This window comes from Acidovorax sp. SUPP1855, assembly GCF_030158955.1.
Classification (GTDB): domain Bacteria; phylum Pseudomonadota; class Gammaproteobacteria; order Burkholderiales; family Burkholderiaceae_C; genus Paracidovorax.
In genome coordinates this window covers 68,656-86,208 of sequence record NZ_BQXI01000007.1, presented here as the reverse complement: position 1 = coordinate 86,208, position 17,553 = coordinate 68,656, and the positions used below count along the sequence as shown (strand labels likewise).

13 protein-coding genes are annotated in these 17,553 nt (G+C 61.8%); 12 read left to right on the top strand and 1 reads right to left on the bottom strand.

The features are described 5' to 3' along the window. Positions 1 to 2 precede the first annotated feature (2 nt). The 12 genes from AVMA1855_RS08270 to AVMA1855_RS08215 all read left to right on the top strand — a co-directional run bounded on the left by AVMA1855_RS08270 (position 3) and on the right by AVMA1855_RS08215 (position 13,475). A complete protein-coding gene (locus AVMA1855_RS08270) occupies positions 3 to 812 on the top strand; it encodes a type II secretion system minor pseudopilin (protein ID WP_284425339.1) in 810 nt (269 codons plus the stop codon). A gap of 14 nt (positions 813 to 826) precedes the next feature. Then, positions 827 to 2,161: a PilN domain-containing protein gene (locus AVMA1855_RS08265; RefSeq protein WP_284425338.1), complete on the top strand. Its 1,335-nt coding sequence runs from the start codon at positions 827 to 829 to the stop codon at positions 2,159 to 2,161. Beyond that, positions 2,158 to 2,715, top strand: coding sequence for a type II secretion system protein GspM (gene gspM, locus AVMA1855_RS08260; protein ID WP_284425337.1), 558 nt, complete (start codon positions 2,158 to 2,160; stop codon positions 2,713 to 2,715). The genes AVMA1855_RS08265 and gspM overlap by 4 nt, the downstream gene beginning before the upstream one ends. Then, positions 2,712 to 3,323 carry a hypothetical protein gene (locus AVMA1855_RS08255; RefSeq protein ID WP_284425336.1) on the top strand — a complete coding sequence of 204 codons (612 nt, stop codon included), beginning with the start codon at positions 2,712 to 2,714 and terminating at the stop codon, positions 3,321 to 3,323. The genes gspM and AVMA1855_RS08255 overlap by 4 nt, the downstream gene beginning before the upstream one ends. A gap of 47 nt (positions 3,324 to 3,370) precedes the next feature. After that, positions 3,371 to 5,806 (top strand): type II secretion system secretin GspD, encoded by a 2,436-nt coding sequence (gene gspD / locus AVMA1855_RS08250; protein WP_284425335.1) that lies wholly within the window; start codon positions 3,371 to 3,373, stop codon positions 5,804 to 5,806. 37 nt (positions 5,807 to 5,843) lie between these two features. After that, on the top strand, positions 5,844 to 6,260 hold the full coding sequence (locus AVMA1855_RS08245) for a hypothetical protein (RefSeq protein WP_284425334.1): 417 nt from the start codon (positions 5,844 to 5,846) through the stop codon (positions 6,258 to 6,260). A gap of 205 nt (positions 6,261 to 6,465) precedes the next feature. Beyond that, the gene (locus tag AVMA1855_RS08240) at positions 6,466 to 8,181 is read left to right on the top strand and encodes a cell surface protein (protein ID WP_284425333.1); all 1,716 of its coding nucleotides are present in this window, start codon (positions 6,466 to 6,468) and stop codon (positions 8,179 to 8,181) included. Between the two features lie 85 nt (positions 8,182 to 8,266). Further along, positions 8,267 to 9,199, top strand: a complete 933-nt coding sequence (locus AVMA1855_RS08235) for a peptidylprolyl isomerase (protein WP_284425332.1) — start codon at positions 8,267 to 8,269, stop codon at positions 9,197 to 9,199. A 107-nt stretch (positions 9,200 to 9,306) separates the two neighbouring features. Continuing rightward, entirely contained in the window at positions 9,307 to 10,107 is an 801-nt protein-coding gene (locus tag AVMA1855_RS08230) for an ABC transporter permease (protein ID WP_284425331.1), read from the top strand. Next, on the top strand, positions 10,104 to 11,462 hold the full coding sequence (locus tag AVMA1855_RS08225) for an ABC transporter ATP-binding protein (RefSeq protein ID WP_284425330.1): 1,359 nt from the start codon (positions 10,104 to 10,106) through the stop codon (positions 11,460 to 11,462). The genes AVMA1855_RS08230 and AVMA1855_RS08225 overlap by 4 nt, the downstream gene beginning before the upstream one ends. Positions 11,463 to 11,644: 182 nt before the next feature. Continuing rightward, the gene (locus AVMA1855_RS08220; protein WP_284425329.1) at positions 11,645 to 12,535 is read left to right on the top strand and encodes a class I SAM-dependent methyltransferase; all 891 of its coding nucleotides are present in this window, start codon (positions 11,645 to 11,647) and stop codon (positions 12,533 to 12,535) included. Positions 12,536 to 12,617: 82 nt separating this feature from the next. Continuing rightward, positions 12,618 to 13,475, top strand: a complete 858-nt coding sequence (locus AVMA1855_RS08215; RefSeq protein ID WP_284425328.1) for an SAM-dependent methyltransferase — start codon at positions 12,618 to 12,620, stop codon at positions 13,473 to 13,475. A gap of 123 nt (positions 13,476 to 13,598) precedes the next feature. Here the strand turns inward: AVMA1855_RS08215 and AVMA1855_RS08210 are convergent, their stop codons facing one another. Then, complete coding sequence (locus tag AVMA1855_RS08210; protein WP_284425327.1) at positions 13,599 to 17,492, bottom strand: methyltransferase domain-containing protein; 3,894 nt, start codon at positions 17,490 to 17,492, stop codon at positions 13,599 to 13,601. Between the last annotated feature and the right edge of the window lie 61 nt (positions 17,493 to 17,553).

Genomic DNA, 17,553 nt, shown 5'->3' with positions numbered 1-17,553 from the left:
GTATGGCCTTGCTGGCCGTACTTTGGATGGTTGCAGCCCTCACGATCATCGTTTCGGGACTTACCAAATCGGTCCGCGAAGAAGCCCGAATGATGACTTTGTCGCGTCAGAATGTTCAAGCACAGGCGCTGGGAGATGGCGCCATTCAACTGGCACTGCAGGCCATCGTTGCCACCAACACCCAAATGAACCGTACCAGACAGGCGCAGATCGCGTACAGAGGGGTGTCAATGCAGGTCCAGGCCATGCCGTTGAATGGACTAATCGATATCAACGGCGCTCCAGTCGCTTTGTTGGCAAGGCTGATTGCCGTGGCAGGAGGTGTGTCTCCTGATCTCGCTCAGGGACTTGCGCAAGCCACGGTGGACATGCGGGAACGTCGCAATCCACAAGGTGTTCCGCAGCGTTTTGAATCAGAGGAAGACCTACTTAAGGTGCCAGGATTCGACTACCCCCTCTATGCTAGACTTTCTCCGCTCATCACTGCAGATGTACGCGGGCGCGGCATGGTCAATCCGATGGCTGCTCCCGTTGAAGTGTTGACAGTCCTCGCCGGAGGCAATGCTGCAGTCGCCATGCGCATCGCGGCTGAACGGGAGTCCGGGGCGGAGGGCATCGATACCACGGCATTGGAGCCCGCATTTTTAGATAACTCGACGGTTCGGCGGGTTCGAATCCAAGCAAGGGTTCCCATGCCGGACGGTGTCTGGCTGCGCGTGTCGCGCAGCATCGATTTCAATGCCCGCGCTAAGGATGGTGTGCCGTGGCATACCTTTCGCACCAGTTCGAGCGTTGAGCCCGTGATACGTTAAACCCCTGAGTCACCATGCCCTCCATTTCCTCCGATGCCCGTTTTCTGGGAGTCGATCTGCACGCACTTTGGCGTGAAATCCGAAGTCCTTGGCAGGGCATGCACGCGTGGCCATTGTTTTCCTGGCTAACGCCATCAGCGCCTGTGGTGTTGTTGCACCCTGGTGATGGTCTTTCGTTCTGGCTTGGCGATGAGAAGCAATCCAAGGTGGCCGGCCCCATCAAGGCCAGCTTCACCGCTGTCGAATTGCCGGAAGAGCTTGTGCTGCGCCGGACCCTTACCCTTCCTCCCATGTCTGACTCCGATGTGGTCAAGGCGGGGGCTTTGGAAGTCCGTGCCATCAGTCCGTTTTCAGACTCGGATCTGGTTTGGGGCGGCAAAACGGTCGATGCGCCGGCGGGCAGTGCCAAGATCGAACTGGCTTTGGCGTCCCGTAAACAAGTTGCGCAATATCTTGCGTCGCAGGCAGCCCGACTGGGCGGTGTCTCGGATCCTGAAGTTTGGGTGCGTAGCAGCCAACTGCGTCCGATCGTCATGCGAGGCTATGGTGAAGGCTTGCGGCATGCCCATGCATTGAGATGGCGGCGGACAGGTTATGGGCTGCTGGCGGTGATGGCCCTGCTAACGGTGGCCATTGCCATGACTCCAACGCTTCAGTTGCGTGAGCGTGCGATTGAGGCCGCACAAAGCTACCAAGACGCTGCTCGACGAACGGCGCCGGTCGTTGCTAAGCGCGATGCGCTCATGCAGTCCGCAGAAAAAATCGGCATGTTGTCGGAGGTGCTCGGTACACGCATTGAGCCTTTGAAGGTGCTGGACAAGTTAACTCAGCTGCTCCCGGACGACACCTATCTTCAGAGCTTTCGTCTTCAGGGTGCCAAAGTGACCATTGTGGGTTTGACCAACAATGCAGCGGCTTTGATGCAACTCCTTGGGAACGAGCCCGGCCTGCGCGAGGTCCGCGCGCCGTCTGCTGCGACCCGTATGGGCAATTCTGCCAAGGAGATGTTTGCCATCGAGTTCATGCTGGATCCGCATGTTTTTGGTGTGGTGGGCAATACTCCGGGCGCAGCCTCCTCGGCAGCAGCTTCCGGGGCGGTGATCCCTGCTTTGCCAGCAAACGCTGTGGCTAGTGCTGCAGCATCAAGCGCAAGTAGTGCGGCGGCTTCGGCGGCGATTCCTACAACCATGGTGCCGGCCATGCCCGCAGCGAATACCGCTGGACCTGCGGTGTCTGCCCCCGCGGCAGGTAAGGCGGCTTTTGGCGGTGCCACCCCTACATTTGGCGGCAGCCCAGCAAAAGCCCCTGCCGGTCCTTCTTCATCTTCTGCGAACCGAACCCCGCCATGAAACGCCTCTCATCCCGTGAAGGAGTGATCCTCTTCTGCACAGTGGCTTTGGCGATTGTTCCTCTGGCGCTGCTGGGTTGGTACGTTCAGGAGAAGCATCAAAAGGCAGAGGCGCAGTTGGCGCAAATGGAGCCGCGCTATGCCCGCCTGTTGGGCTTGGAGGCCCAGCGGGCTGATATCGAAGCGCTGCTTTCCAGCGCAAGTGGTGCGAGAACGCAATATATCTATCCTGCGTCACAGGATGCCAATCAGACGGGTAATGCCGCTCAACAGCGGATCAGGGAAATCTTCAGTGCGGCTGGACTGCAAGTGATCAGCAGCCAGGTGCTCCCTGCGAAAGATGAAAAGGGTTTCGATCGGATCCCCTTAACCGTTCGCACCGAAGGTGAGATGTTGGCCCTTCAAAGCGCTTTGGCAGTTCTCACTAGTCAGTTGCCCATCATTCTCATCAACGATCTGGATATTCAGATACAAGGCTACGGCAACCCAGATCCGAAAGCCGCCCCCCGGCTGTCAGCGCAATTTGGCCTCAGTGTTCTGCGGGAGCGTATATGAAGCGCTATACCTTGCATCTGCTGCTGCTGGTCAATGCGGCTTTGCTCCTCCTCTTGGGGTGGATGTGGGTCGATATGGATGGCAGTGTCCGCAATGTGCACTGGCAACCGCCAGAGCCCCATCGAACCGATTTTGCAGCCATGCAACCGGCATTGCCTGGTGTCACCAATGCGGACACCGGGCAATTCATTGCCATGCTGGATCGCCCAATATTTGCTTTCACTCGCAGGCCTCCTCCTCCTCCCCCGCCACCCAAGGTCAGTGAAGAAGCGCCTGTCGACAACCTTAGCACCGCAAGGCTTTCCGGCGTGTTCGTTGGAGACGGCGCAGGCGGGATCATTATTGAGGTGGCAGGCAAACATCGCCGCGCCCGGCTGAACGACAATGTTGACGGCTGGACGCTTCAATCCATCGCCGGGCGTAACGTTACATTCGCCAAAGGTGGCCAGACCCGTGTTCTACAACTTCCCCGTGCCGCAGTAACCGCTTATACCGGCATGGCGCCGGTTGCGCCTGTTGGCGCTCCTACATCGATTGGCAGAGGGGGTGATCAGCCTGCCCGTCCCTCTGCCCCTCCTCGCGCGACATTCGGTGGCCGTGCTCAATGAGCGCAAAGACCATTTCGCCAGTCCCTTTCGTTTTCAGGCAAGTAGTCATGACCCCTTACCGACACGCACTTACCGCCATTGCGCTGGCTGCTTCCCAGATGGCAGTGGCTCAAACTTCACAGACGGTTCCCGCGCCCGGTGGCAGCAATATCGTCACGGAATCCAGTGGCGCTGTGAAGCCAGGGGCAGCAGGTGAGTCGTCCGCCAATACCAACCCCGCTAAAACAGACAGATCTTCCGGGGAGGGAAACCCTCCTGCTCCAGAACCCCGATTCATTCTTGGCAATGACCGCGTCATCGCTCCTGCCAAGCCAATTGCAGCCCTTCAGGGCGCTCCGTTGTCTTTTAATTTTGAAGAAGCTCCGGTATCCGAAGTGGTGCGTACCATTTTGGGCGATATTTTGAAGACGGACTATGTCCTGCATCCTCCTTTGAATGGCACCGTTACTTTGGCGACGCGCGTCCCGATCACGCCGGATCAGGCGGTGTTCCTGCTTGAGAGTTCTTTGCAAGCCAACGGACTTGCCATGGTGCGTGACGCTCGGGGAACCTACCACGTCGGTAGGCCAGATGCCCTGAAGGCCATTGGCGTCTCCGTTCGCCAAATCAGCTCTGCCCCCTTGACTCCCGGTTCTGGCGCCATCATCGTGCCGCTTCAATACATCGGCGCTGCGGAGATGGCATCGATTCTGCGGCCCATGGTGCCCCCGGACGCCATCGTGCGCGTCGACAATATGCGCAATCTTCTGATCCTGAACGGAACCCGGACGCAGGCAGAGGGTTGGCTAGATTTAGTGAACACCTTCGATATTGATTTGCTCAAAGGAATGTCGGTAGGTGTATTCCCGTTGAAACATGCATCTATCAACGAGGTGGAAACAGCCCTGCGCTTGGTCAGCGGCGGAGGCGCGGTGCCTACGGCCACGCCGGGTCGTGGGAGCACGACCGGTTCAACCGCGCCTGTTGCGGCGGGAAGTGCCAATGCGCAGGCGGCTGCCGGTGCAGCCTCGCTGGGTGAAAACAATCCCTTGTTTGGTGCTTTGCGCATCATGCCGATCGAGCGCATTAATAGCATCATGGTGGTTACGCCTCGAGCCTCCTATCTGGAGGAAGCCCGGCGGTGGATCGAGAAGTTGGACCAGCCCAGCGACAGCGGCAATGAGCCGCAATTGTTCATCTACCAAGTGCAGAACGGCAACGCTGCGCATCTGTCGAGTGTCCTGAACGGTATTTTCGGTGGAGGCTCAGGTTTCAGCCAGATCGCAAATAGCGGGGTTGCGCCAGGGCTTGGTGGTTCGTCTGCAAATTCCTTCGGTCAATCGGGTTCGACTGGGTTTGGTACCACTTCCAATGCTTTCGCTGGCGGTGGAGGGTATGGAGGTGGCTTTGGCAGATCATCCGGAAGTTCCTTGTCTGGGGGGGGCGGCTTTGGCAATTCCTTTTCGTCATCTAACAGCCTGAATAACAGCAACAGCACAGGAAACCGAAACTCCGGGCAGGCAAACGTTTCCTCCCTTGGCGGAAATTTGGGAATTCGGGTAATGGCGGATGAATTGAACAATTCGGTGCTCGTGTGGAGTACCCGAATGGAGTACGCCAAGATTGAGTCGAGCCTGAAGCGGCTTGACCTGCCCCCGACGCAGGTGCTTATTGAGGCCAGTATTATTGAGGTTACGCTCAATGACAATCTTCAGTATGGATTGCAATGGGCCTTCAGTAATGATGCGCGGTCTGGATATTCCGGATCGGGTTCGATATTTGGCACGCCAGCTTTTGGTGATAATGTCACGCCAGGATTCTCTTACACGTTGCGAAACGCCGCGGGAGCAATTAAAGCGACATTGACCGCTTTGGCTGAGAAATCGCTGGTGAAGATGATTTCCAGTCCCTCGCTCATGGTGCTGGACAACCACACGGCTGCGATCAGCGTGGGGGATCAGACACCCGTTCGAACCTCGACGACCTCGTTTGTAGACAATCCCAACGCTACGACAAGCAACATCCAGTACAAGGACACAGGTGTCAATCTTTCGGTTACGCCTTCTGTGAATGCAGGAAACATTGTTTCCATGCAATTGGATCAAACCGTGACTGATGTGGGCAATGTAGATACGCCCACAGGCCAAAGATCTTTCTTGCAGCGGCAGATCAGCAGCAAAGTCGCGGTGCGTTCAGGTGAGTCGATCGTGATGGGCGGGTTGATCAAAGACAACTCGAACACTGGCCGTTCCGGCGTGCCGCTTCTTCAGGACGTGCCGCTTCTGGGCAATCTGTTCCGATCCAATACGGTGACAGGGAATCGTACGGAGCTCATCGTCATCATCACTCCACGGGTTGTCAGGAACGATGTGGATATACGTGAAGTCAGTGAAGACCTGCGCGACCGGCTCAAGGGGTTGCGGGCCATCGAGCTACAAGAGCGCGGCAGCGCAGCGCCGCTGCCCTCGCCGCGTCCGCCGGTCCAGTCGCTGCCGACGCAGTGAATGATTTTTTAGTTTTTTGTATGGAGGTCTAATAGGCATGGCTAAATTTCACTATCGATCCGTGAGGGCGATAGCGCTTGTTGCGGCTGCTGTTGCGCTGGCTGGGTGTGCAAGCATGGGCGGTGGTACGCCCGAGCAGGTGGTTCAAAAACGAGCAGAGGCGTACTGGAAGGCTCGACTCGATGGTAAATATGAGGCGGCGTATGCGCTGTCTACGCCTGCGTACCGTAAACTACGTACCGCGGAGCAGTTCAGCAAGCAGTATGGCGCTTCGGTGGCTGCCAAGGCTGCCGAAGTGACCAAAGTGACCTGCGATGCTGTTCGATGCGAAACGCAGGTGAGGCTGGACGTGAAGCCTGGAATCCCAGGCCTGAACTTGCCCATCGTCCCCATGTATGTGAATGAAGTGTGGCTCCTTGAAGACGGCCAGTGGTGGCACTTTCAGGAGAGCTGAGAGCATTGTGGGTTGGCGCTTACCTCAGGTTGACGCCAAGCTGCATGGTGTCTTCACGCTTGCACTCTCAGTGTTGCGTATTTTCGACAACCTCTTTTTTCACGGCATGTTCGCTGTACTTCCATCCAAAGTGCTGTGCTACCATCCGTCAGCGTAATCAATCGTGGTAGTTGCGCTTACCAACTTTTCAACTGGAGTTCTTGATATGAGAAAAAATGTTCTGGCCCTGAGCATTGCTGCCATGATTGGTGGCCTGGGCTTTGCCGGTGCTGCATCGGCTGGCGTCGTGCCTGGCACGGGTACGTTCAATGGAACGAATCAACTGACCACCACGAACGCTACCGTGCTGCAAATCTCGGACGCCGGCGTGGGCCATAACCTGCTGGTGCCATATTTCACCGCTCAAAACAACAATATGAGCGTGTTCCATGTGGTGAACACCGACACCTCCAACGGCAAGGCCGTGAAGGTGCGTTTCCGCAGCGCTTCGAACTCTGACGACATTCTTGACTTCCAAGTCTTCATGTCTCCAGGCGACGTGTGGACGGCTGCTGTGACGCAAGGTTCTGACGGCGTTGCACAAATCGTGACCGCTGACAACACCTGCACGGTGCCTAAGCTGACCGCCAACGTGCCACAAAAGTTCATTCTGGACCGTCTGAATCCTAGCCTGGCTGCTGGTGACAAGGCGAACCAAACCCGTGAAGGCTACGTTGAAATCTTCAACATGGCTGACATTCCTCCAAACAACGGTGGCACGGCTGCTGCTCCTACGCTGTACGGCGCTATCAAGCACGCCAACAACGTGGCACCTTGCTCGGTGGACGGTTCCGTGGCGCAAACGCTGCTGAACACGGTTGCCGTGACGAACTACACCACGCAAGCAGATGCTGCTACCGCTGGTTTCAACACGCCTTCTACCGGCCTGATGGGTGACTGGTACATCCTGAACCTGCCACAAACGACGACGTTCTCCGGCGCTGCTACCTCGGTGGCTGCCCGCGTTGCTGTGAACGGCGCTGATGGTCGTGGCAATTTCGTGCACTTCCCGCAAACGAACGCTTCGGCTGGCAACGTGGACGCCTTCACGGCTGACCCACTGTTCCGTACGGATGCACGTCCTGCTACGCAAGGCACGACCGGTGGCGCGTATGGCGCACCTCTGGGCACCGCCACGCTGGCTGCTTCGTTCTTCGACCTGCCTGACATGTCCACGCCTTACACGGCTGCAGTTCCTGCTTCGGCAACGACCGCACCTCTGGAACAGGCTGACCTGCTGACCACCGCTCTGGCTGTGACCTCGATCACCAACCAGTACGCTTCGGACACGTCGATCTCTGCCAAGACGGACTGGGTGTTCTCTATGCCTACCCGTCGTTACAGCGTGGTCGCTAACTACGCCGCTACCGGTGTGGTTGGCAACCAAAACGTGGTTGGCATCACCGCTCCTAACTACCGTCTGTTCTCGCAACTGAACGGTGGCACGGTTGCCGGTGGTGAGTGGTTCCTGCCTGCTAACACCAGCGTGGACTCTGTCGGTAACATCTGCGTGAATGCTGACGGCCAACGCTTCTGGAACCGTGAAGAAACGACTGCCGGCGCAGTGGGTACGCCTCCTGTGTTCTCGCCAGGCAACCCGCTGGCTCCTTCCGTCGTGCGCTTCTGCGGTGAAACCAGCGTGCTGGCTTTCGCTGATGCAGGTGCATCTTCGTTGGGCGGCAATGTTGCTCGCACCACCATCACGGCTGGTACGTACACCAACGGCTGGGGCGTGATCAACACCACCAACGGTGGCAACGGTCTGCCAATCCTGGGCGCTTCGTTCATCAAGCTGTCCAACCCCAACGTTGGCAACGGCGTGTCGGGTAACTTCGGTATCACGTGGCCTCACCGTGGCACGCGTATCCAGACCGTTAACTAATCTTTTCGGCACTTAATCGCAGCAATGCGATCCAAGAAAGGCGGGGGTTTCCCCCGCCTTTTTTTTTAACTGTACGAATGGTCCGATGAGCTCATCCATGCATAGTGTTTTTGCCCCATCATTTTTTCTTCGTTCTGCAGCTCTTGTCATTGCGCTGCACGCTGGTTCCGCCGCACTGGCTGCTGGTTCAGACGTCCCACTGGTCAAGGGCAGCAAGAATGCGATTACCACACTTGATGTTGAAGCTGACGCTGAGCAGCGGATTCCGGCAGAGGCCCGAGCTCAAGTACTTTCACGGTCCAGCGCAGTGACGCAGATCGTTGGCAATCTATACGCGCGCCGCGCAATGGCAGACAAGGCGGAAGCTGAGGGACTGGCTACTGATCCGGCGGTCGTTGCGGCCATGCGCATGGCTCGGGACAAGGCGCTATCTGACGCTTGGCTTGCGAAGCTCGACGCTGCGCATACGCCGACTGATGCTGTAGCCGAGGCGCTTGCTCGCAACATCTATCAAGCCAAACCCGAACGGTTCAAGACGGCAGAGCAGGTGCAAATCCGCCACATCCTGATTGGCGGAACCGAGGCAGAATCTCGCGCTCAAGCGGAAAAAGCCCTGGAGGAATTGAAATCCGGTGCGGATTTTGCCCAGATGGCTCGTGAGCGATCTGTTGACAAGCGCAGTGGCGCCAAAGGTGGTGATCTGGGCTTTTTCGAGCGTGGACGCATGCTGCCTGAATTTGAAGTCGCTGCTTTTGCGTTGCAAAAGTCTGGAGATCTGAGCGAAATCGTCAAAACACAATACGGCTACCACATCCTGCAATTGCAGGATCGCAAACCTGTGACGACCAAACCCTTTGCCGACGTGCGCGAAGAGTTGATGAATGAAGTTCGCAACAATGTTCGCCAAGAAGCGCGTGTGGCTGAGGCTCAAAAATTGCAACAGGATATGACTGTGGATGCACAGGCCATTTCCAAGTTTGCGGCAGAGCATGCAACTGAGTTGAAGCCGCTCAACTGATCCTTGTGTTCGCTATTGAAGGACCGACTGGCTTGGCGTAAGACGGCTGGTCCTCGCAGTTTTCCAGGTCTGCTTTGAGGCGGACCTGCTCTTCTCTCTGTTCCTGCATGCAAACTTTATGGAATGAGTGGCGCTCCGTGTGGAGCGCTCGATCGTTGGTGTGGGTGTTGACTCGCCGCGAAGTGGCGGCACGGCATGCCGGAACGGCGGTTGGCGTGCTTTGGCCCTATCTGCAGCCTTTGCTGACTGTGGCGGCGTACTACCTGGTTTTCGACGTGGTGTTTTCCATGCGACTGGGCGAGGGGGCCCCTACGCATGCAGTAGGTACGTTTCTGATCGTGGGTGCACTTCCCTGGATGGCGTTCTGCGATGCCGTGTCACGGGGAATGAACAGCTTGATAGAAGCGGGCAGCATGTTGCAGAAAAATCCCCTGCCGCCCGTGTTGTTCACTACGCGATCGGTGATGGCCAGCTGCGTGATTTTCGGACCGCTGCTCGCATTGGTGGCCCTTGCCTACACTCCTCTGCATGGCTTTCGCCCTGCTGTCGCAGCGATCCTGCCGTTGATGGCGCTGCAATTGGTGCTGAGCGTTTTAATCGCCTACTTGCTGGCCATTTTGGCGGCGGCGCTGCGCGATACCGTCCAATTGGTCGGCTTTCTGCTGTCTGTGGGTATCTACCTCACTCCGATTCTTTTCCCATTGACGCTGTTCCCTGAGAATTGGCGCTGGGTGCTGTGGCTCAATCCGATGACTGCGCTGGTCATCGGATACCAGCAGGTGCTGCTGCAGGGCGTGCTGCCGCCACCGATTGTGTGGTGGGTCGCATTGACGTGGGTGGTGGTGGTGGCACTCGCGTTGGATGTAGTGGTCAAGCGCAGCCGCGACCAGTTGGTGGATTGGTTATGAGCGAGAGCACAGGACGCAGCCAAGCGGCTGGCGTAACAACCGGCAGCACGGTGCTGAAGGTTACGAATGTAGGCAAGGAGTACAAGCTCTACGCCTCTCCCCGCCAGCGACTCAAGTCCTTGATCACCGGGCGATCGGCGCACCGCAGCCATTGGGCCTTGAAAGGCGTCTCCTTCGAACTGCAGCGCGGCCAGTGCATCGGCGTCATCGGCGACAACGGGGCGGGCAAGAGCTCGCTGCTCAAGCTGCTGGCCGGCACGCTGCAGCCCTCCACGGGCTCGATCGAGCGGGTGGGCCGGGTCACTGCCATTCTGGAGTTGGGCGCGGGTTTCCACCCCGACTTCAGCGGCCGCGACAACCTGTATTTCGGCGGCAGCCTGATCGGCATCGACCGCGAAGAGATGGAGCGGCTGGAGCCGGAGATCATCGAGTTCTGCGAGCTGGGCGAGGCGCTGGACCGGCCGGTCAAAACCTACTCTTCGGGCATGTCGGTCCGGCTGGCCTTCGCGCTGGTGACCGCGGTGCAGCCCGACGTGCTGATCATCGACGAAGCCCTGGCGGTGGGCGATCAGCATTTCCAGAAGAAATGCGTGGACCGCATCATGGCGTTTCGCAATGCCGGCTGCACGATCCTGTTCTGCTCGCACAGCCCGTACCACATCCGCCATCTGTGCGATCTGGCGCTTTGGCTGGACGGGGGGCGCGTCAAGCAGTTCGGCCTGACGGAGCCCGTGCTGGGCGCCTATGACGTGCACTCCCGCCTGCGCAATGCAGAGAGCCAGCACCACGCGGCGGCGGGGCAGGAGGGCGCCAGCGATGCGCCCGCGCCCGACAACGGCGCTCCGCTGGACGACGGCGAAGCCGCCTCCAAGGTTTCGGGCGCCGAGGCGGCTTCCGCCGCCGGCCGCCGGCAGCGCAATGGCAATGCCCCGGCCCGCGACGATGGCTCCGCCCGCATTCTGTCGGTCGAGATCCAGAACCTGGGCGAACCGCAGGACGGCGGCTACGGCCGGCTGTCCGGCAAAGACCTGATCGCCCACATCACCGTGCGCGGCCGGGGGGGCGAGCGGCCCAATGTCGGCTTCATGATCGAGCAGTCCAAAGGGGTCGGCATCACGTCGCTGGCCACCCACGAAGAGGGCGCGGCGCCCGTGTCGCTGGGCGATGGCCTGTGGCGCTCGGTGCTGACGTTTCCCAGCCTGCCGCTGCACAGCGGGGACTACGTGATCAGTGCGTTCCTCTTCGACGAGAGCGGCCTGGTGGTGTACGACGAGTGGTTCCAGTTCCTGAACTTCAACTGGGTCGCTCCAACCCTCATGCCGGGGCTGGTGAAATTGCCGCACCACTGGGGGTGAGCATGCCGGCCGGCCCACTGCAGGGCGCTTGCGTTCTGCCGCCGTGGACGGCCGGGATCTCCCTCCAATGAGATGCTATATTTTTGATAGCTTAATGCCCTAGTAGAATATGCGCCGGAGCCATTTTTTGCCAATGACGGTTTTCCGCCTTTCGGCAGGATCTTCCCCCGGCCCTTGACCCCATGAACGATCTGACCGCCCCTCCTCAAAAGGCCTCCGACTGGCTGGCCCTCGGAATCCAGCACCTCGAACGCGACGAGCGCGTCCTGGCCGCAGAGGCCTTGCGCCATGCCTTGCAGGACCGCGAAACGCGCCTCACCGCCCACCAGCTCATCGAGCAGCACACGTTGCCGGGCGCCTTCTCCCAGATGATGGGGCTGAACTGCGAGATCGCGCGCGCCGACGACATCTTCCGTTTCTTCGAGGGCCATCCCTCCAGTACCAACCCTCTGCGCGACTATCTCGCGGATGGCTGGCGCACGCTGTCCGAGCTGATGGCGCTGCTGGAGGCCGTGGACCGGCCTTTGCTCAAGACCCCGCGGTTCATGGAGTTCGCGAGCGGGCACGGCCGCTTCACGCGGCATCTGGTGAAGGCGCTGGGTGCGGACCGGGTGACGGTGTCCGACGTCGTGCCGGACGCCATGGCGTTCGCGCAGCGCACTTTCGGCGTGCGGAGCGTGCTGTCTTCCACGGTGCCGGAGAGCCTGGTGTGGGATCAGCAGTACGACGTGGTGTTCGTGCTGTCGCTGTTCAGCCACCTGCCGCGCCGCACCTGGTCCCGCTGGCTGCATTGCCTGTACGACGGCGTGGCGCCCGGAGGGGTTCTGGTGTTCTCCACGCATGGCTTGAAGGCGGCGGCGCACGACAGCGTTGCGCTGGACGAGGACGGCTTCTTCTTCGCTCCGTCCAGCGAATCCCAGGCCATCGATGTGCAGGAATACGGCACCGCGTTCACGTCCGAGGACTTCGTCCTCGCGCGCATCGCGGAGACGGTGGGCGCGGACAAGCTCGTTCACCGCTCGCTGGTGCATTTCTGGAACCACCAGGATGCCTATGTGCTCGCCAAGCCCTGAGCGCAGGATGTGGTGGGTCTGACCCCCTTCCCGGCACCGAGCCCTTTGACCGATTGAAATCCCGCGACAGGCGTTTTCCTCCATGACCACTCTGTTCGATCGCATCCAGCAACGATTTTGGGGACCGCCCCAGTGGGATGCCGAGCGCATTTCCGACGAGTGGTTCCGGGCGCACTTCCACTATGCGGCCGACGTGGTCCAGCACTGGCTGGGTTCGGCGCTGGATGTGAAGACGGCGCGGCTCCTCAACTTCGGCTGCGGCGACGGCATCACGGACCTGGCCCTGGCCCTGCGCCACGGGGCGACGTCGATCCACGGCATCGACATCCGGCAGGAGTACGCCAAGCTGCCGCGCATCGCAAAGGAGCAGTTGGGGCTTCGCCGCGTGCCGAAGGCGCTGAGTTTCGAGACCATCGCACCCGCCACACCGCTGGCGGGCCGCCGGCCGGTGGACGGGATTTTCAGCTGGTCCACGTTCGAGCATGTGAGCCAGGACCAGCTCGAACCCATCGCCCGCGACCTGTACGCGGCGCTCAATCCGGGGGGTGTCTTTTTCCTGCAGATCGAGCCGCTGTACTTTTCTCCCTATGGCTCGCACCTGCGGCGCTATGACGAAGTGCCCTGGCACCACCTGCTGGTGAGCGATGACGAGCTGTGGGCCATCATCCAGGCGCACGAGGGCCCGATCGATGGCGCCGAACGCGATTTCGGCTTCGACGACTTCGGTGTCGAGGGGTACAAGAAGTTCGTCTTCAACGAGTACAAGGCGTTGAACCGGCTGACGGCGGACGAGCTGGTGGCCTTGATGGCCCGGGCGGGCTTCCACGTCATCCGCCAGGAGCGGCGCAGCGTGCAGATGGACATTCCAGCAGCCCTGCACGGCCAATACCCGGACGAGCTGCTGCTCAACAACGAGATCTTTCTGCTGCTGGGCAAATAGGGCCCGGATCGCCCTTCGCCGCCATCCATCGCGCGAGGGCGCCGACGGGTCTTTCGAAAACAAAAAGGGCTGCCGGAGAGGGCAGCCCTTTTTCGTTCCGGCGCCGCACGGCGCGGGGCCGGTTCAGGCTTGCAGCCAGTTCTTGACCCGGCGCTGCCACTGCGCCGGGATGCGCCGTGCCACGCCGCGCAGCACCGGCAGCGAGCGCAGATAGACCACCGCCGACAGCATGCCCGACTTGGCAGCGGCGCTGGGCGTGGCCTGGGGCAGGTAGGGCTGCAGGTCGGCCAGGGTCATGGGGGGCAGGGCGTTGGCGGGAGCGATGCCTGCCAGGTAATCGGTTGCATAGCGGAACGGCGCGGAGGATTCGTGCGGCACGGGTGCTTGCGGCTGCGCCTCGGCCAGGGCCGGGGCCTCGCCCTGGGCGAAATGCCGGTCGCGGACCTCGGTGAACCAGGCCAGCCATTGGGCGGGCGTGGCATCCCAGGGGTGCACCCAGCTCCAGGGCCGGCCCGCCAGCCGCTCGGCGAAGGCGCCGATGTCGGGCACGACCACCGGCAGGCCGGCCAGCAGCGCGGCGCTCAGGGTGTAGCTGTAGGTCTCCGGCCACTGGGCGGGAAACCAGACCAGGTCCGGCTCCAGCCATTGCAGCAGGCCGGGCAGGTCCTTTTCTTCGTACTCGCCATGGATGGTCAGGCGGGCGCGGGGCTGTGTCTGAAGGTGGCGGTAGCCGTAGCCGATCAGGTGGAAATCCACGAGGGCGTTGCGGCGGGCCGCCTCGGCGGCCACGGCTTCCAGCACGTCCGCGCCCTTGATGGCGCTCAGGGCGCCGATCACGACCACCCGCAGCCGTTGGCCAGGCTGCAGCGTGCGCGGCGCGGGCAGCGGCAGCGCCGCGCTGTCGGGCAGATCGGTGTGCGGCACGGCGTGCACGTGCGCCGCCGGCGCGAAGCCGGCGATGCGCCGCGCCGTGTCGTGGCTGGGCGCCAGCACCCGGCGTGCGCCGGTGAGCAGGCGCGCATTCGCGCCACGCCATTCGGCGACGGTGCCGCCCAGGGGGGAATGCATTTCCGGCGTGCAGCACTTGCATTGCCCGGGACCTATCTCGCCGGCGTACCGGTTGGTCGTGTCGGTCATCGAGATGTGCGTGCAATAGCTGTAGTAGTCGTGCGCGGTGAAGTCGTAGGGCACATCCAGCAGGTGCGGGATGTTGCGCACTTCCTGGCCGTGGCCCAGCAGGTGGTGAAAGTGCACTTGCCGCACGCCCAGTTGCCGCAGCACGCCGAGCAGGTCGTCGTACTGGTCGTTCAGGCGGAAGGTGAGTTCGAAGCCCTCGTCCTGCCCCGCCATGCGCAGCCGCACGCTGTGCCCGGGCGCGGGCGTGAGGGTCAGGAAGGTGGCCTGGTCCGCCAGGTGCACCGCCAGTTCGCGGACATGCCGGACCGTGCCACCGGCCCGGTCGTGCAGCACGGCGAGCACGGCCGGCACGCCGGCCTCGGCGATGCGGGCTACGTCGAGCGCCAGGCGGTAGGGCTGCGCCGGATCGGCCTGCACGAACGCGTGCACGTCGCGCTCGTAGCGCGGATGCAGGCGGCGCAGGGTTTCCATGGCCGCGAGTTCGCGCGGGCTCTTGCTGTCGCCGAAGCTGACCCCGCCGGTGTGCAGCACGAAGGTGTCCAGCAGGTGCAGGTTGCGCCAGCCGGCCGCGTGCGCGCGCTGGCAGAAATCGTTTTCCTCGCCGTAGCCCTTGCCGAAGTGCTCGGTATCGAACAGGCCCAGCTGCACCAGGCAATCGCGCCGGATGTACATGCAAAAGCCGACGCCCGTGGGCACGTCCACGACCGCGCCCGGATTGGTCCTGGCGCACAGCGCGTCCAGGCGGGCCGTGTCGTAGCCGGGTGGCAGGTCGTTGTCCTTGCAAAAGCGCGGGTAGCTGCAGATGGTGGCGTTGTTGGAGAACGGGGTGACCGAGGCGACCTTGGCGTCGCCGTAGGCGGCGTTGCGGATGCGGTCGAGCCAGTCGTTGGCGACCTCCGTGTCGCTGTTGAGCAGCAGCACGTCGTTGCTGCCGCTCAGGGCCATGCCGCGATTGACGGTGCCGACGAAGCCGAGGTTCTCCTCGTTCTCCAGCAGCACGATGCGCTCGTCCTGCGTGGCCCGCTCGCGCAGCCACGCGGTGACTTCGGGTTCGGGGCTGGCGTCGTTGATGACGATGAGGCGGTAGGGCGTGGCGCACGGGCTGGCCAGCACGGAATCGACGCACATCTGCGTGTCGGCCAGGCCCCGGTAGACGGGCACGATCACATCCACGGGGTGCTGCGGCGGCGTGACCTGCACGGGCCCCTGCGTTGCCGCCGCTGCGGCGGCATGCTTGGGCGCACGGCCCAGAAGGCGGTCCACGCGCATCTTGGTGTGGACGAGGGGGCGGGTCGCGCGGAACACGGTGGAGTTTTCGATCGTTTTCAAATGGTGGGCGAGGGCGCCGTAGTCGTGCTGCAGGCGGCCCAGTTCATGCTGCAAACGGGTGGCGTTGCGCTGGAACTGTGCGGACTCCTGCTGCAGGTCGGCCCGCTGGCGCAGCAGCGTTTGCGTGCTGTCCTTGAGCGTGGCGTTGTGTTCCTGCAAGGCCTGGTTGGTGTACTCCAGGGTGCGCTTGTCGCCCTCGAGCACTTCCTTTTGCTCGCCCAAAGCGCGCTTTTCCAATTCGAGCGCCTCGCGGGTCTGGTTCAGCCGCTGCTCGGCCTCGTGCCGGGCCCGGGCCGCGTCCTTTTCCAGCGTGGCGATGCGGTCCTGCAAGGGGAACACGGCGCCGGACAGGGTCAGGTAGTCGGCGGACATGGGCCATCCCAGGTCGATGTCCAGCGCGGCCCCACGGCCGGCGTGGGCGGCCAGCACATCCCGGGGGATCGGCAGCTCCAGCCAGGGGTCGTCGCCAGTGAGCAGCAGCAAGGTGGCGGGGGAGGCAGCCGGCATGGGCTGCTCCCACACGATCTGGCTGTGGGGCGAGCGGGCCAGCAGCGAACGCGATGCAGTGTCGGCCTGCCACGTCCACACCGCATCGCCCTGGGCATTGCGCAGGGTGATGCCGTGCAGGTGCATGAAGCCGGGGCGGTCCGCCGGGTCGAGCCTCAGGTTGGTGAGGGGGCTGGGCGTCTCGGGCAGGGTGAAGCGCACCGTCTGGCGTTCGCGGCCAATGATGCCGGTGGCGGTCAGCTTGCGGTCTTCGGCGTATTCGCCGTTCTGGCCCAGGTAGAGCTGGGCGGTGAACAGGGCATGGGCTTCCTCCGGGTCCGGCGTACCGCTCTGGTCCACGGCGATGGCCTGGGCGGCAGGCTGCGCCGCGGCGATGAACTGGTAGGCCATGGCATCGGGTGCGCCGAGCAGATGGCGGGACACGGCCGGTGGCAACAGGTCGAAGGCGGCCTTGAACTCCGATTCGGGCACTTCGCGGCGCACGGTGTCGATCTGGTCGACGGCCCAGCGCTGCTCGCCCAGGAACCGTCCCAGCGACCGTCGGGTGAAGAAGCGAAGGTGGGTGCGGTCCAACAGGCCTTCCTCGCGGTAGCGGAATTCGCCCTGCAGTAATTCGGCCACCAGGCCGCAATAGCCGGCGTTGGGTACCGAAATCAGCAGTTGACCGCTGTTTGCCAGAAGTTCGCGGCACTGGGTCAGGATGCCCTCCGGGCGGCGCAAGTGCTCGAGAACGTCGGCACACACGATGTAGTCGTAGCGCTGGCCGGTAAAAAGGGTAACCAGATCGCATGTCTCCAGATCGGACACTTCCACGCGCCGGTAGTGGGGGCGGGCGTGTTCGGCCTCGGCTTCGCTGAGCGTCACGCCATCGCTGGTGCAGCCCCGGGTTTCTGCCAGATATTGCCCGAGTGCGCCGCTGCCGCAGCCCAGGTCGAGCACCGTGGATCCCTCGCGGACAAGGCTCGCCAGCACGGAAAGGGAGGTGCGTTCGTCTTGCTTGATGGTGCGCAGATAGACGTGCAAATCCTCGATTGTTTGGGTCATCCCCGGATTATGACGGCCGCATGGCAGCGGCCCGCCGGGCGGGACGGTGTGCGAGGCAGAC

Coding starts and splice junctions, on each gene's coding strand:
- AVMA1855_RS08270 (WP_284425339.1), top strand. CDS start 3: ATGGCCTTGCTGGCCGTACTTTGGATGGTTGCAGCCCTCACGATCATC.
- AVMA1855_RS08265 (WP_284425338.1), top strand. CDS start 827: ATGCCCTCCATTTCCTCCGATGCCCGTTTTCTGGGAGTCGATCTGCAC.
- gspM (WP_284425337.1), top strand. CDS start 2,158: ATGAAACGCCTCTCATCCCGTGAAGGAGTGATCCTCTTCTGCACAGTG.
- AVMA1855_RS08255 (WP_284425336.1), top strand. CDS start 2,712: ATGAAGCGCTATACCTTGCATCTGCTGCTGCTGGTCAATGCGGCTTTG.
- gspD (WP_284425335.1), top strand. CDS start 3,371: ATGACCCCTTACCGACACGCACTTACCGCCATTGCGCTGGCTGCTTCC.
- AVMA1855_RS08245 (WP_284425334.1), top strand. CDS start 5,844: ATGGCTAAATTTCACTATCGATCCGTGAGGGCGATAGCGCTTGTTGCG.
- AVMA1855_RS08240 (WP_284425333.1), top strand. CDS start 6,466: ATGAGAAAAAATGTTCTGGCCCTGAGCATTGCTGCCATGATTGGTGGC.
- AVMA1855_RS08235 (WP_284425332.1), top strand. CDS start 8,267: ATGAGCTCATCCATGCATAGTGTTTTTGCCCCATCATTTTTTCTTCGT.
- AVMA1855_RS08230 (WP_284425331.1), top strand. CDS start 9,307: ATGCAAACTTTATGGAATGAGTGGCGCTCCGTGTGGAGCGCTCGATCG.
- AVMA1855_RS08225 (WP_284425330.1), top strand. CDS start 10,104: ATGAGCGAGAGCACAGGACGCAGCCAAGCGGCTGGCGTAACAACCGGC.
- AVMA1855_RS08220 (WP_284425329.1), top strand. CDS start 11,645: ATGAACGATCTGACCGCCCCTCCTCAAAAGGCCTCCGACTGGCTGGCC.
- AVMA1855_RS08215 (WP_284425328.1), top strand. CDS start 12,618: ATGACCACTCTGTTCGATCGCATCCAGCAACGATTTTGGGGACCGCCC.
- AVMA1855_RS08210 (WP_284425327.1), bottom strand. CDS start 17,492: ATGACCCAAACAATCGAGGATTTGCACGTCTATCTGCGCACCATCAAG.